Origin of the sequence: Pseudomonas putida, from assembly GCF_001636055.1 — a bacterium.
GTDB lineage: Bacteria > Pseudomonadota > Gammaproteobacteria > Pseudomonadales > Pseudomonadaceae > Aquipseudomonas > Aquipseudomonas machongensis.
On record NZ_CP011789.1, the window covers coordinates 4,757,085 to 4,771,658 of the forward strand.

At 60.1% G+C, this 14,574-nt stretch carries 11 protein-coding genes; 6 read left to right on the forward strand and 5 right to left on the reverse strand.

Annotation, left to right across the window (positions count from 1 at the left end; all coding sequences use genetic code 11):
- Positions 1–83 precede the first annotated feature (83 nt).
- Together AB688_RS21350 and AB688_RS21355 are read right to left on the reverse strand one after the other, a co-directional pair.
- Positions 84–524, reverse strand: a complete 441-nt coding sequence (locus AB688_RS21350) for a YkvA family protein (protein ID WP_063545813.1) — start codon at positions 522–524, stop codon at positions 84–86.
- A 291-nt stretch (positions 525–815) separates the two neighbouring features.
- The gene (locus AB688_RS21355; protein WP_054890905.1) at positions 816–1,550 is read right to left on the reverse strand and encodes an FKBP-type peptidyl-prolyl cis-trans isomerase; all 735 of its coding nucleotides are present in this window, start codon (positions 1,548–1,550) and stop codon (positions 816–818) included.
- Between the two features lie 271 nt (positions 1,551–1,821).
- Here AB688_RS21355 and AB688_RS21360 point away from each other — a divergent pair, with 271 nt between their 5' ends.
- On the forward strand, positions 1,822–3,177 hold the full coding sequence (locus tag AB688_RS21360) for a hypothetical protein (RefSeq protein WP_063545814.1): 1,356 nt from the start codon (positions 1,822–1,824) through the stop codon (positions 3,175–3,177).
- Between the two features lie 32 nt (positions 3,178–3,209).
- Here the strand turns inward: AB688_RS21360 and pcaQ are convergent, their stop codons facing one another.
- Positions 3,210–4,142, reverse strand: a complete 933-nt coding sequence (gene pcaQ, locus AB688_RS21365; protein ID WP_063546857.1) for a pca operon transcription factor PcaQ — start codon at positions 4,140–4,142, stop codon at positions 3,210–3,212.
- A gap of 150 nt (positions 4,143–4,292) precedes the next feature.
- On the opposite strand from pcaQ, the gene AB688_RS21370 reads away from it, so the two are divergent.
- The 5 genes from AB688_RS21370 (at position 4,293) to AB688_RS21390 (ending at position 10,965) form a co-directional block, all read left to right on the forward strand.
- Positions 4,293–4,718, forward strand: coding sequence for a DcrB-related protein (locus AB688_RS21370; RefSeq protein WP_063545815.1), 426 nt, complete (start codon positions 4,293–4,295; stop codon positions 4,716–4,718).
- Between the two features lie 28 nt (positions 4,719–4,746).
- On the forward strand, positions 4,747–9,366 hold the full coding sequence (locus tag AB688_RS21375; RefSeq protein ID WP_063545816.1) for an RHS repeat-associated core domain-containing protein: 4,620 nt from the start codon (positions 4,747–4,749) through the stop codon (positions 9,364–9,366).
- A 19-nt stretch (positions 9,367–9,385) separates the two neighbouring features.
- Positions 9,386–9,823 (forward strand): hypothetical protein, encoded by a 438-nt coding sequence (locus AB688_RS21380; RefSeq protein ID WP_063545817.1) that lies wholly within the window; start codon positions 9,386–9,388, stop codon positions 9,821–9,823.
- Positions 9,824–9,829: 6 nt separating this feature from the next.
- On the forward strand, positions 9,830–10,099 hold the full coding sequence (locus AB688_RS21385; protein WP_063545818.1) for a hypothetical protein: 270 nt from the start codon (positions 9,830–9,832) through the stop codon (positions 10,097–10,099).
- 368 nt (positions 10,100–10,467) lie between these two features.
- Positions 10,468–10,965: an Imm42 family immunity protein gene (locus AB688_RS21390; RefSeq protein WP_063545819.1), complete on the forward strand. Its 498-nt coding sequence runs from the start codon at positions 10,468–10,470 to the stop codon at positions 10,963–10,965.
- A gap of 561 nt (positions 10,966–11,526) precedes the next feature.
- Here AB688_RS21390 and nirD read toward each other — a convergent pair.
- Together nirD and nirB are read right to left on the reverse strand one after the other, a co-directional pair.
- Positions 11,527–11,889 carry a nitrite reductase small subunit NirD gene (gene nirD / locus AB688_RS21400; RefSeq protein ID WP_063545821.1) on the reverse strand — a complete coding sequence of 121 codons (363 nt, stop codon included), beginning with the start codon at positions 11,887–11,889 and terminating at the stop codon, positions 11,527–11,529.
- Positions 11,889–14,441 carry a nitrite reductase large subunit NirB gene (gene nirB, locus AB688_RS21405; RefSeq protein ID WP_063545822.1) on the reverse strand — a complete coding sequence of 851 codons (2,553 nt, stop codon included), beginning with the start codon at positions 14,439–14,441 and terminating at the stop codon, positions 11,889–11,891. Before nirB ends, nirD begins: the two co-directional genes overlap by 1 nt.
- Positions 14,442–14,574: the final 133 nt, after the last annotated feature.

A 14,574-nucleotide genomic window follows, 5' to 3' on the forward strand; every position in this document is an offset into this window, starting at 1 on the left:
CCCTCACTGCATGTAATCCGTCGGCATAATGCTTATGCCAATTATATGACCAAGTGCAGGAGTCTGTGCAGGTCAGGCCAAAATCAAGGGTGAGGACGTTCCAAGCGCAACGCTTCCGGGCTGTCCGGCAGACGCTCGACCACCCGCAGGCGCTCGGGTGATTGGCTGTCGCGCCAGGCCTTGAAGCGCGCCAGCTCGTCGCCGACGGTCTTCAGCACCCACCCCAGCACGGCGATGTCATCGAGAAAGCCGACACCGACGATCCAGTCCGGAATGGCATCCAGGGGGCTGACGAAATACAGCAGGCCAGCGACGATGGTCACCAGCGCCTTGGGGCTTACAGCACGGTACTCGCCACGCCACCAGGCCAGACACAGGCCTTGCATCAGGCGCAGGTCGTCACGCAACTGGCCCAGCTTGGGGCCCTTGCGGGCCACGGCGAACAGCAGCGCCGGCAGGCGGCCACGGCTGAGCAGGCGCTCGGCCAGCGGCAGGAAACGGGCAAAATTCCAGGGTGCGCTCATGGTGTCTCCAGCATCAGCCAGGAAGGTTATCCACATTTATTGTGGATAACCTTGTGAACAGGGCAGCGTTTTCAGGCGCTGGGCGCCCACGGGGCAAGGGTCCCGCTCAGATCGGGCGTTTTTTACACAACCGTTTCAGACAGGCAAACGATTTGCGTCAGGCGTGCGGTTGGGTACGCGTCAAGGTACCTCATGCTCAGACAGTGAGACACCCGCGGCGTTCGCGTCAAGCGTGCGGCCCAAATGAAAACGCCCCGTCGAAACGGGGCGTCAGGTATCGCAGTTGCCAGATTACTTGGCCGGCGCTTCGGCAGGCTCGGCGTCCAGCTTGCTCGGGTCCTTGATGGCCAGCAGCTCGAGGTCGAAGACCAGTACCGAGTTCGCCGGGATCAGCGGGCTCGGGCTCTGGGCGCCGTAAGCCAGCTCGGCCGGGATGTACAGTTTGTATTTCTCGCCGACGTGCATCAGTTGCAGGCCTTCGACCCAACCTGGGATCACGCCGCTGACCGGCAGGTCGATCGGGTTGCCGCGCTCAATGGAGCTGTCGAAGACCTTGCCATCGATCAGCTTGCCTTCGTAGTGGACGGTGACCACATCGGTCGGCTTGGGCTGCGGGCCGTCGGCCTTCTTCACGACTTCATACTGCAGACCCGAGGCGGTGGTGACCACGCCCGGCTTCTTGGCGTTGTCCTCAAGGAACTTCTTGCCCTTGGCGGCCGCTTCCTCGCTGGCCTTGGCCAGACGCTCCTCGGCGCGCTTCTGCAGGGCGGTGAAGGCTTCAACCAGCTCTTCGTCCTTCAGACGGGCTTCTTTCTTGCCGACCGCATCCTCGATACCCAGGGCCACCGCTTTGGAGTCCAGGTCATCCATGCCTTCTTGCGCCAGGCTCTTGCCCATGTTGAGGCCGATACCGTAGGAGGCCTTCTGTGCTGGGGTCTTCAGCTCGACGCTGCTGGTCTGAGCGTCGCAGCCAGCCAGGACCAGGCCTACCAGGGCAACCGCAGCCGCCAAACGATGCTGTTTCATGCTATTTCCTTGTTCATGCGCCATGAGGGCAATCAGGGTAAAGCCGCGAGCTTATCAGGCGGCCATGACCAATGGCTACCGGCATAGGAGCGGGTTTGTGGCAGGAAGTTCCTGTATGAACGAAGGTTCATCGTTGTCACCCTTTGTCACCGAGCAATCCCTGCGCGAGTGACTGTGCACGAGCGCAGTACCTGACAACTCTGCCAGTTGTGCCAATACCCACAGGTAATTAAGTTTGAGGTGCACATAATCCTCGCAAAGGACCACCGTGATGAAACAGAAACCCGAGGTCGATAACCATGTAGATCCAACAGCTCCTCAGCGCGATCCTGCGTCACCCCCGCCAATCAGAGTGGAGCATGATCAAGCTGAAGAGCAAAAGATTCCTTTCGATCTTGGTTACGGCACCAACGGCTACGCCTATTTCACCAGCAAAGAACGCCCTTCGGTAGGCGAGCCCGAACTTATTCTTGCCAGCCGCCACGATGAAAACCGCTTCTATGTGGCGGCTTGGCAAGAAAACCGAGGCACTCATACCTTAATTGTATTCATCACCTGCCTTGATCGTTATGGTAAGGAAGTTTCGAGCTTCGGCGATCGCGGAAAGTTTCATTTCGACACAGAAACTGCCAGATACAACTTTGTAACAGCCGTGGCCGAGGACACCACGGGTAACCTCTTGGTGGCAGCAAGTACTCGGAATGATGCTCAATATCTATGGAAGCTGACCCCCGCGGGGAAACCCGATGAGTCGTTCGGGCAAGGCAAAGGCTACGTCAATGTCACAGACATGCTGGGCTATAGGTTTGGTATGACACACCTAGTCTCCTTTGAAACGAACTGGTTCATTATCACCGCGAGCCCCAGTACCGATCAGTATGGTATTTTGGCATTGGATGAGAAAGGTGAAAGAATCATGTCGTTCGGGGTTGCTGGTCACCAGCTGCTCCAGGCTGTGATACCCGAGAAGTACTCATATTTTTATGGCACGGGAATGGCTGTGATTTCCGCGCCCGGCAACCAGAAGCGCCTCGTCTTCTCGGCTGTTGCACACTCAAACGGTATAGCCCATTGCCTGACCTGCGCACTGACCAAGGACGGTGAACTCGATACCTCGTTTGGTGAAAACGGGATTCATACATCTGACCCGGACATCACTCCAAACGGAATGAGCGTTACACAATCACCCGAGTCGATTTTGCTATATGGGTATCGTTGGAACGCGTCAGTTGGCGCAGCAAATCCAATCGTTTATAGGCTTACGCCTGACGGCAAGCCCGATAAAACATTCAACCATGGCAATATCGTGATTTTTGAAAAACTCGGTGGTTGGAATGCCATGATTCAGTACAAAAAAATGATTGTAGGATTTGGCGGTTTCTATACTCGCTCTCTGGCGGTGCGGTATAACTATGACGGTACACTCGACAAATCCTTCATGCCCCCGGACGGCCATGGGCAACTTGGTGATATCTACCCATCTGACGGGTTCTTTGTAAACTCAGGGTCCATGTCCATCGCCATCGACAGCGGCAAGCAACGGATGTTGTTCTGCGGTAACGACGAGCAACACCAAAATGGCTATAACATCCCTTGCGTGATCGCCATTTCCCTCAAACCAGAGTAATCCTGACCCGTTCAAACCTTGGAAGTGGCAGGTCAGGGAAACGCTCCCTCGCGAAACTGACCGGCCACTTCACGCAACACTGCACATACCCACTCCCCGCTCGCATCGGGCGTCAATGCAGTATTTCGACAGATCCCCACCGAGCCTCCAGGCTCGCGAACACCGAGGTCCAGCTCGACCAGTTCACCGCGGCGCAGATCGATCAGCACTGCATCGCGCGGCGCCACCCAGACCGCGTCGCTGCCCAGCAGATAACGCCGGCTCAAGGCCAGGGACAGGGTCTCCAGGCGCTGAGCCGGCATGGCAATGCCACACTGCACGAACAGGCTGTCGGCGTGCTGGCGGATGGTGGTGCCTGCTGGCGGCAGCACCAGGGCATGGTCGCCGATCCTGGCCCGCTCCAGTGGCTGGCGTGCCAGCAATGGATGGCCAGGACGCACCACCAGGCTCATGGATTCGCTGTACAAATGCTCGAACGACAAGCCCTGGATCTGCGGGCTGTCGGTCATCCGCCCGACCACCAGCTCCAGCTCACCCAGGCGCAGTTGCCCCAGCAACTGCGCACTGACCCCGGTGACCACGCTGATCACCAATGCTTCATGACGTTGATGCAGGCGGCACAGCACCTCCGGCATCAACAGCCCCTCGACGGTGGACAGCACCCCTATGCGCACCTGCGACGGCGTCCTGGCCTCGCCGCGCACCGTGCTGACGCCTTCGCGCAGGGCCTGGACGCTGGGCCCGGCGTAACGCATGAAGCGGGTACCCGCCGAGGTCAGCTCGACGCCTTGTCGGGTGCGCTCGAACAGGCGCGTCTCGAGCAAGTCCTCAAGCTCCTTGAGCGTCTTGGAAATGGCCGGCTGGCTGATCGCCAGGACATCGGCCGCCCTGGCCAGACTGCCCTGACGGGCGATCTCCAGAAAGCACAGCAAATGGCGGTACTTGATGCGGGTATCGAGGTTCATGCACGGCAGTGTAACGGTGTGCATGAGAGCTGCAAGTCGTCTATGAATACCCTTTCCTACAACGACTCGATCCCATTCTCACAATGCGCAGCTTGCCCTCAAGGCGCTTGGCTTTGTAGGGTGCAGCTTTCCCCGGCAAGGAGCCAACCGATGTCGCTTTACCAAACCCAGGACCTATCACTAGACCTGGGCGCAGAGCTGCCGCAGGACAGCAGCATGAACATGCTGACGTTCCCCGAGCGCGGCACCACCTTGGTGATCGCCCGCAGCCCGCTCCCCGCAGACCAGTCCTTCGACATCGTCTACCGCCAGCAGCTCGAACAACTGCGCAGTCGCCTCGATGCACACATCACCGAGCCTCAAGCCACGACTTGCGGAATGGCGCAAGCCATCCAGGGCCTGGAAGTCGGCCTGCAGTTCCAGCGTGGCGAAATTCGCTCGCACCAGCGTCAACTGGCCTATCCCCATGTGCAGGCACAGCGTCTTATGGTACTGAGCTATAGCAAGGAGACACCGCTGACGGAAAACGACCTCATGCACTGGCAAGCCATCAAGGCGAGCCTGCAGACACGCTGACACCCCTCCAGCAAGGAAGCCCGGATTCATGGCGCAGGACCTCCACGCCGCCCGCAAGGACGACCTGATACTGCACCCACCGTTGATGGCCGAGCTCACCAGCGCGCTGACCGAGGCGGTGGTCTATGCGGCCGCCACGGCCGCAGTGGGTGCGGCCTTGGGCGCCGCCGTCGCCGCCACCATCGGCACCGGCGGTGCGGCGGCTGCACTGGTGCCGGTGGCCGCCGGCCTGTTGGTAGGCGCGGCCAGTTCGCTGCCCGGCGGCGGCGACAAGAGCATCGGCGAACACATTTCCGACTTCAGTGACTGGGTCGGCAACTCGTTGTTCCCGCCCGAGCCCTATGGCGCCATCCTGACCGGCTCCGCCAACGTCCATATCAATGGCGTGCCCGCTGCCCGTGCTGCCGGCATCAGCCTGGGCGTCGAGGCTTCGCCCGACACCCCCGAGCCCCCCTCCATCCTGGAGAACGTAGGTGCCTACGCCATGTTGGGCGCCTCGATGATGCTCCCGATCATCGGCATGGCCCAGGACATCGCCAGCATCTTCAACCCGCCGATCACTACACCCGCCGATCCCGGCACCCAGGAGAGGGGCGAGGATACCATCACCTGCAGCAAGCACCCGGCCAAGAACTTCCTCGCCCAGGGTTCGGACAAGGTCTTCATCAACGGCCAGCCCGCAGTTCGGGTCGGCGACAAGACCACCTGCGACGGCCCTGTGGGCATGACCTTCTCACCCAATGTGCGCATCGGCGGCGGCACCCTGACCGTGCGCGATATCCGCGACGGCAAGAGCGCACTGGCGAAGATCATCGGCATCGTCGCCGGCATGCTCCTCTCGCGCCGGGGTGGCAAGGCCCGCTCACGCCCGGGCAAGGCACCCAAGCCAAAGTCGATGATTCCCAAGTGCAAGGGCCATCCGGTGATCGTCTCCAGCGGTGCCAAGCTGCTCGACGGCCCTGACGACCTGGATTTCGCCCTCCCCGGCCTGCTGCCGATCGAGTGGGCCCGGCGCTACGACAGCAACGACACGCGCGGCGATGGTGTGTTCGGCCTCGGCTGGAGCCTGCCTTATGAAGTGCGCATGGAGCGTGTCCCCCACCCTGAAGGGGGCGAGCTGTGGATCTATGTCGACGAGGAAGGCACGCGTATCGAACTGGGGCGCCTGCAGCCAGGCAGCGCGCTGGTCAGCAGCCTCGACGGCCTGGCGTTCTTCCATCAGGATGCCGGCATCACCGTGGTCGAGGACATCTACAGCGGCCAGTACCAGGTGCTGCGCACCGACCCGCACGACCCGAGTCGTTCACGCCTGGTGCAACTGGGGGATCGCAACCTCAACCGCCTTGACCTGCTCTACGACAACGACGGCCGCCTGCAGTACCTGGTCGACACCTTTGGCCGCACGGTGGTCGAACTGCTCTACGACAGCGTGCATGCTCGCCGCGTCGGCCAGGTGCAACGTCTGTTCCTGCGCGAGGGCAACGACTTTGTGGTCGAACGCCGTGAAACCCTCGCCACCTACACTTACACCCCTGCCGGTCAACTGAGCGAAGTACACGAGCCGGGCGGCCAGGTGCTGCGACGCTTCAGCTATACCCCTGAAGGCCTGATGGCCAGTCACACCCTGGCCAGCGGTGCGACCTTCCATTACCAGTGGCAGCGCTTCGCCGCCGTCCCTCGTCCGACACCGAACCTGCCGCCGCTGCTCGAGCCGCAGCCAGACCATGAGTGGCGGGTGATCCGTCACTGGAGCGAAGACGGCGAGGACTACCACTTCCACTACGACCTGGCGCAGGGTCATACCGAGGTCACCGACAGCCTAGGTCGCAAGGAACATTTCGAGTGGGGCCCGTTGCACGAGGTATTGGTGTACGTAGATGCACTGGGCCAGCGCTGGCAGGAAGAGGTCGTCCATGGCCAGTTGCTGGCGAGCATCGACCCGCAAGGCGCCGAGTGGCGATACCACTACGATGCACTCGGGCGCCTGATCGAAAGCCATGACCCACTTGGACGTTGCGAGCGCACCACCTACACCGAGCACTGGGCGCTGCCCACGCACATCAGCGATGGCGCAGGCCGCACCTATCGCAACGCCTACGACACCCGCGGCAATCTGATCAGTACCACCGACCCACTGGGGCGCACCACGCGCTACCGTCACGATCGACAAGGCCGGGTGGAACAGGTCATCGATGCACAGGGCAAGACCCGCCAGCTGGAATGGAACGCCCGGGGGCAACTGATTCGCTACAGCGACTGCTCCAACCGCACCACCCTCTGGCGCTATGACGAGCGCGGTCACCTGAGCGAAGTCTTCAACGGCCGCAACAACCGCACCCGCTATCGTTTCGACGCCCGTGGCCACCTGCTGGAAAGCACCCGCGCAGACGGGCGCGTCGACCGCTACCAGGTAAACCTGTCGGGGCAGTTGACCCAGCACATCGACCCTGGGCAGCAGCTCACCCGATGGCACTACGACGAGCGTGGGCGTCTCAGCCAACGCACCGACGCCATGGGGCTCACCCTTCGCTTCGCCTGGGATGCGCACGACCGCCTGCAGCGTCTGCAAAACGAAAACGGCGAGCACTACGCCTTCCACTGGGATGCCCTGGACCGCCTGGCCGCCCAGCACAACCTCGATGGCGGCGGTCACAGCTATCGCTACGATGCAGCGGGCAATGTCATTGAGGCGAAGCTGCACCCGGCACGCGACGCCGAGCCGACGTTCCCCGGCAGCCCGCCGGAACCCGAAGCGTCGATACAGTCGCAATACTTCGAGTACGACGACGCCGGGCGCCTGTTGCGCAAGCGCACCGACGACGGCGTCACCGACTACGAATATGACCTCGCCGACAACCTGCTGGCGATCACCTTCACCAACCTGCAGGGAGAGCCAAAACGGCTCGCCTTCAGTCATGACGCCCTCGGGCAACTGCTGAGTGAAACCGGTGAAGCGGGCCGGCTTGCCTACGAACATGACGAACTGGGCAACCTGCAGACCCTGACCCTGCCTGATGGCCGACGCCTCAACCATCTGTACTACGGCAGCGGCCACTTGCATCAGCTCAACCTCGACGGCCGTGTGATCTGCGATTTCGAGCGCGACGAGCTGCATGCCGAAGTCCTGCGCACACAAGGCCGAATCCAGACCCGGACCCGCTACGACAGCACCGGGCGCCTGCTGGAAAAAGCCCTGCATGTACAGGGCGCAGGCCCCGGCAGCCTGGCCCTGCTGAGCAAGCAGTATCGTTATGACGACAGTGACAACCTGATCGGCGAGGACTTCATCCAGTGTCAGCGAGCCCGCGACGGCGAGCCGACCATGCACGCCCAGATCATCGGTCGCCTGTTCGGCACCGACGCCAGCGGCAACGTCCAGCGCGGCCAGGTTCGCTACGACTATGGCCCGACCGAACGCATCCATGGCGCCAGCCGCACACTGCCTCATCGCAATGGCCAACAGGTCGAGCACTACGGCTACGACAAGGCCGGCAACCTGCTCGACGGTTACCCGATCAAAGGCTACATACGGCACAACCGCCTAAAGGTCTACCAGGACAAGCGCTACCGCTACGACCGCTTCGGCCGCCTCAGCGAAAAACGTACTGGCGCGCACCTGATCCAGCGCTTCGACTACGACGCCGAGCACCGCCTGGTACGCGTAAACCAGCAGCGCGGGCCGGTGCACGAGCGGGTGGTATTCGACTACGACCCGCTCGGCCGCAGGATCGCCAAGCGCCTGTACCGCAACGATCACCCTACCCCTGTCAGCCAGACCCTTTTCCTCTGGCAGGGTCTGCGCCTGTTGCAGGAAATCCAGGACGACAAACCCAGCCTGTACGTCTACGCCGACAGCGACAGCTACGAACCCCTCGCCCGCCTCGACGGCGCACCCGGCGCCGAACTGCTGCATTACTTCCACACCAACCTCGCCGGGCTGCCCGAGCAGCTCACCGATGAAAACGGCGCGACCATGTGGCAAGGTGAATTCGAGACCTGGGGCAAGTGTCGGGAAGAATGGCACCATGCCGGACAGAACCGTCAGCAGAACCTGAGGTTCCAGGGGCAGTACCTGGACCGGGAGACGGGGCTGCACTACAACACGTTCAGGTTCTATGATCCGGAGGTGGGGCGGTTTACGCAGCAGGATCCGATTGGGTTGATCGGCGGGGTGAACCTATATCAATACGGGGCGAATACCGCATCGTGCATTGACCCACTGGGACTGAGCGGATTCGACCCATTCGAGCATGGTGAACTCACGGATTTCCCGAAAGATCTGCATTTTGGCCAGAACAGGGCTGCGCCCCAGTTCAGCTCCATTGGTGCCCAGGTCCCTGAAATTGCAGGTAGACCTGTTCTTGACGTAGCGGATGATCTAAGAACTAATAAACTGTCTCCCGACAAGCTGCTGATCGCCTATACGAAAGATCCCGTCAGCGGCAAGTATGTAACACTCAACAACCGTGGGCTCGCTGCGCTCGTAAGCGCAAACAAATATCCAAAATATGCGATATTCGTTCCCTACCAGCATGCTCCTCCTCACCTCACAAAGGACTTCAAAAATAAACCGCCCTCGAAGTCGATTGATCTGACCCGCAACAAAGATGGGTCAGGACTCGTGACGCGCGTATCACCTTGTCCATGAACAGCACGAGATCATCGGTATGATAAAACTTCTCCCTCAGAAAGTTGACTTTCTAATCAACACCACTCAACTCAACGCAAGCTATGACGAAACAGGTACTGCATCGATTCAGGTTGAGGCTCAGCGACTCGGACACATCGAAAATAATACCTACGCCATGGCGACACTTATTTTTGAACGCGTCGCTGAACTGCGCTGTATAACACTCAATTTTTTCGAGCATCAGTATCAAAACTACGAAATCCTGGGCAGTCAAGATGATGAAGTAAAAATTTGGCGTGAGACCGGGCTTCATCCTGACCCAAAATTCTATGAAGTCGTCGAATCAGCGCTGTTGGCAGAAAAGAATTCGCTCTATGACCCCGCCAACTTTCTTTCTTTGAAGCATTACATCGTCGCGGGGTACGACAGCTACGTCGAGATCATCGCCGGCAGCTATCAATACGCTCTTGAGTAATTTTCCATGCAAAAAGACATCGCAGCGGGAGCTGATTTGACAGAGATAAGTGCATGGCGTATGCACGAATCTCTGATTTCGCAGTATAAAGACATGAGTGCTCTAGCAAAAATCTCAGACACCGATACTGAGATGATTGCCAAACTCAGTGCGAGCCACCTGATAAGACAGGCCGAGCCCAATAGCTTATCACTTTCAAACCTCACGCCCGCACATTTGAACCTGAGCAGGCACCTGCAGGAATATTTAATCTCTTGGGCATACGAAGAAGAATAACTTGACGAATGGGCCGTGAACACCTTTGAGCGCGAGCACCCTTAGAAATACGACATGCTAAAAATAATAAAAATACAAAATTCTTGAGCCACCAAAAAAGACAACAAATGCTTGAAACTAATCAAGAACGCCCGCGCATAAAAAATGAATCACATCCTGAGTAACAAACTTCTGACACTCAGAGTACAAAAATATGCTTCATACCTTCTTGGGGACTGATCCCGATTTCATCATATCGCTGCGCGACGATGAGCACGCCATCGAAATGCACATCGTCAGGTCGGCTCTGCCATCAAAAGGTATTTGAATCGTGGCGATGGTTCGCACTCTGCTCTGTCCACTCATCGATGCGAAGAAAGGCCGGCAGCATGAGCTACTATAACGCGGGCAACATGGCGTTGTTTTCAGTCTGTTGCTCGACTTGCGCGCCAAACTTCAAGTCGGGGTGGATGGCCGTGAACCTATCTTTAGACAATCATCTCATTGGTGCAACTGAAGAGATCACGCAGATCGATACCTTTCTGAACATGATCAATGTCAAATTCGATAATTATGATCTCGATTACGCTGACTCCCTAAGAAATCTGGACAAATCAGCTGTGATTTCCCAGATCGAGCAAGGGTACGAGCACGCTCAAAACTGGATTGATTCTAGCAAAATTGGTGCTCTGTTCTTGTCGCTGAACCTGACGCCCTGCCTTGATGGCGTTGTCGTGATTCTGCTCATGCTTGAGACAACGGACCGGGTCATTTGGAGAGCTCATGACGATGACGTGGTGCGAGAAATTTTCCTGCCTCCTGGATACGTAAAAAACACACTGAACGATGTGATAAATTTTTTCAGCCCGCCCAAAAACCATGATTGATTCTTTCGAAACCACATTGCTCGAGGTGCTCGGGCTCGTCGCAGATTTCGATCCAGAGTATGCACAATGGAGTTGCAAGCTCGGCACAGGCCCCCTCCGATTGGAGTTGGTCTACTCACTGGACGGTACTGTTTCGACATCGCTGTATCTTGACGATAGGCTTCTGGCGTTCAATTACGCCAGCGGGCTGCATTGCCTTTCGATTGACGAGGACGAGATCTCATGCGACATCATGTCCGGATCACTTAGGCGAACACTCACCATCAATATCAATTCGCTAAGCGTGAGGTGGCAGGACTTATGATTCAGGACAGCCGTTGAAACCAACGCTCCCGCGAGTGCCCCTCAAGCCAAATGTGCGCGCAGCGGTAGTTGAAAGCCGTGGAGCCACGTTTATCCGAGGACCTGCAAAAGTGAGCCAGACCCGAAGTTTACGCGGTACCTGTGGGAGCGGGTTTACCCGCGAAGCAAACACCGCGGTAGATGGCACCGGCTTCGCCGGTGTTCGCGGGCAAGCCCGCTCCCACAGGTACTGCACAGGCCGGGCAGGAGCCATACCTGCTAGAAACAGCGAATCTCGATCTGCCCCCCTTCCATCCGCACCGGCCACACCCGTAACCGCTGCGCCGCGTCCTCCAGGCAACGCCCATCACGCAAGCTGAAATGCTGCTTGTACAACGGCGCCGCCACCACCAGCTCGCCTTGCAGGCTGCCGATCAATCCCCGCCCGATAACATTGGCCCCGGAACGCGGGTCGCGGTTGTCCACGGCATACAGTGTCTGCTCCTGCCCGGGCAGGTAGAACAGCGCGACCTGCTCGCCGTCGAGCCAGACCACCACCCCCGAATCGGCAATCAGATCATCGACCCGGCACACCGACTGCCAGATATCCTGTGGTGCAACGACAGCATTGGACAGGTTCATCAAACGAGCTCCTCGACAGTAGGGATCAACTCCAGCGGCGTAGCCGGTCGACGCTGTTCGCGCTCACGCACGAAATGCACATCCGGGTCAGGCCGCTGGTCGTTGACGAAGGTGCGGAAGCGCTTGAGCTTCTCCGGGTGTTTCAAGGCGTTGGCCCATTCGCATTCGTAGCGGTCGACCACATGCTGCATCTGCGCTTCCAGCTCTTCGGCAAGGCCCAGGCTATCGTCAAGGATCACCGCCTTGAGATAGTCCAGCCCGCCGTCCAGCCCTTCGCGCCACACCGAGGTGCGCTGCAGTTTGTCGGCGGTGCGGATGTAGAACATCAGCACGCGGTCGATCAGGCGGATCAGGGTGTCGTCGTCCAGATCGGTCGCGAACAGTTCGGCATGGCGCGGGCGCATGCCACCGTTGCCACAAACGTACAGGTTCCAACCCTTGTCGGTGGCGATCACACCGATATCCTTGCTCTGCGCCTCGGCGCATTCACGGGTGCAGCCGGACACCGCGAATTTGAGCTTGTGCGGCGAGCGCAGGCCCTTGTAGCGGTCCTCGATGCGCAGGGCCATGGCGACGCTGTCCTGCACGCCGTAGCGGCACCAGGTGCTGCCCACGCACGACTTCACCGTGCGGGTCGACTTGCCGTAGGCATGGCCGGTCTCGAAGCCCGCCTCGATCAGCTCGCCCCAGATCAGCGGCAATTCGTGCAACTGCGCGCCGAACAGGTCTATGCGCTGGCCGCCGGTGATCTTGGTATAGAGATCGTATTTCTTTGCCACCTGGCCGATCACGATCAGCTTGTCGGGGGTGATTTCACCACCCGGGATGCGCGGCACCACCGAGTAGGTGCCGTTCTTCTGCATATTGGCCATGAACGTGTCGTTGGTGTCCTGCAGCGGTACCAGCGAAGGGTCCATGATCGGCTGGTTCCAGCACGAGGCGAGGATCGAGCCCACGGTCGGCTTGCAGATGTCGCAACCGACATGCCCCTTGCCGTGGCGCTCAAGCAGCTCGTTGAAGGTACGAATTCCCTCGACCCGCACCAGCGCATACAGCTCCTGGCGGGTGTAGGCAAAGTGCTCGCACAGGCTCTTGTCGACGGTCACACCGCGCGCGGTCAGTTCGTGCTCGAACACCTGCTTGAGCAGCCCCGCACAACCACCACAGCCGCTGGCCGCCTTGGTGCAGCCCTTGACCGCCGCCAGGTCCGCGCAGCCACTGTCGATGGCCGCGCAGATCGCGCCCTTGCTGACGTTGTGGCAGGAGCAGATGGTCGCGCTGTCGGGCAGGGCATCGGCGCCCAGAGTCGGCGCGCCGCCACTCTGCGGCAGGATCAGCGCCGCCGGATCCTGCGGCAGGGCGATGCCGTTCTGTACGTACTGCAGCAGGGTGTCGTAATAGCTGTTGTCGCCGACCAGTACCGCGCCGATCACCCGCTTGCCGCTGGCGTCGACCACCAGGCGGCGGTAGCTGGCGTTGGCCTCGTCGATATAGCGGTAGCTGCGCGCGCCTGGGGTGGCGCCGTGGGCGTCGCCGATGGAGCCGACATCGACCCCCAGCAGCTTGAGCTTGGTCGACATGTCGGCACCGGTGAACTCGGCACTGGCCTCGCCAACCAGCAGCGCAGCAAGGTTGCGCGCCATGCTGTAGCCCGGGGCAACCAGGCCGAACACGCTGCCGTTCCACGACGCGCACTCGCCGATGGCGAAGATCCGTGGATCGCTGGAACGGCAGTTGCCGTCGATGACCACACCGCCGCGCGGCGCGATCTCCAGCTCGCAGGCACGCCCCAGGGCGTCACGCGGACGAATACCGGCAGAGAACACGATCAGGTCGGTTTCCAGGTACTCGCCACCATCGAACTTCATGCGGTGGCGATACTCTTCGCCCGGATCGATCGACTGGGTGGCGCGAGACAGATGCACACCGACCCCCAACGCTTCGATCTGCGCACGCAAGGCCGCGCCCCCTTCATGATCAAGCTGCACCGGCATCAGCCGTGGCGCGAACTCCACGACATGAGCCTCCAACCCCAGCGACTTGAGCGCATTGGCCGCCTCAAGGCCCAGCAACCCGCCACCGACCACCACGCCACGCCGCGCCCCGGCAGCCGAGGCGCGGATGTCGTCAAGATCGTCGAGGGTGCGGTAGACCAGGCAGGCGGTACCGGTGGAGCCTTCGATCGGCGGTACGAACGGGTAGGAGCCGGTGGCGAGGATCAGTCGGTCGTAACCGTAGCGGCCTTGGGCAGTGACCACTTCGCCCAGCGTGCGGTCGATCTCCAGTACCGCTTCGTGCAAGTGCAGGTGCACGCCGTGCTGACCGTAGAATTCGGGCTCGCACATCGCCAGTGCCTCAGCGCTGCTGCCGGCGAAGTATTCCGACAGGTGCACACGGTCGTAGGCGCGCTGGCGCTCCTCGCCGAACACGCGCAGCTCGAAGCGCGCCAGGGCGCCGCGCTCGATCAGTTGCTCGACCAGGTGATGACCGACCATGCCGTTGCCGACAATGACCAGTCGCTCTCGTTGTCCGCCGTTCGCTGTTGCCTTCATAGCCGATCCTCGATCACGGTGTGCGGGGCTTGCCCGACGCAAAGACAAAAAAAGGCGCCTGGAGCCGAAGCTCCAGGCGCCTTTGCCTGTACTCATCAGTGTGAGGCCCCTGTTGATCGCCGTTGATCAGTGG

What these genes read in the sequence shown, in the direction of transcription:
- AB688_RS21375 (WP_063545816.1), top strand. Translation starts at nt 4,747, where the DNA reads ATGGCGCAGGACCTCCACGCCGCCCGCAAGGACGACCTGATACTGCAC.
- AB688_RS21390 (WP_063545819.1), top strand. Translation starts at nt 10,468, where the DNA reads ATGAGCTACTATAACGCGGGCAACATGGCGTTGTTTTCAGTCTGTTGC.
- nirD (WP_063545821.1), bottom strand. Translation starts at nt 11,889, where the DNA reads ATGAACCTGTCCAATGCTGTCGTTGCACCACAGGATATCTGGCAGTCG.
- AB688_RS21380 (WP_063545817.1), top strand. Translation starts at nt 9,386, where the DNA reads ATGATAAAACTTCTCCCTCAGAAAGTTGACTTTCTAATCAACACCACT.
- AB688_RS21355 (WP_054890905.1), bottom strand. Translation starts at nt 1,550, where the DNA reads ATGAAACAGCATCGTTTGGCGGCTGCGGTTGCCCTGGTAGGCCTGGTC.
- pcaQ (WP_063546857.1), bottom strand. Translation starts at nt 4,142, where the DNA reads ATGAACCTCGATACCCGCATCAAGTACCGCCATTTGCTGTGCTTTCTG.
- AB688_RS21370 (WP_063545815.1), top strand. Translation starts at nt 4,293, where the DNA reads ATGTCGCTTTACCAAACCCAGGACCTATCACTAGACCTGGGCGCAGAG.
- nirB (WP_063545822.1), bottom strand. Translation starts at nt 14,441, where the DNA reads ATGAAGGCAACAGCGAACGGCGGACAACGAGAGCGACTGGTCATTGTC.
- AB688_RS21360 (WP_063545814.1), top strand. Translation starts at nt 1,822, where the DNA reads ATGAAACAGAAACCCGAGGTCGATAACCATGTAGATCCAACAGCTCCT.
- AB688_RS21385 (WP_063545818.1), top strand. Translation starts at nt 9,830, where the DNA reads ATGCAAAAAGACATCGCAGCGGGAGCTGATTTGACAGAGATAAGTGCA.
- AB688_RS21350 (WP_063545813.1), bottom strand. Translation starts at nt 524, where the DNA reads ATGAGCGCACCCTGGAATTTTGCCCGTTTCCTGCCGCTGGCCGAGCGC.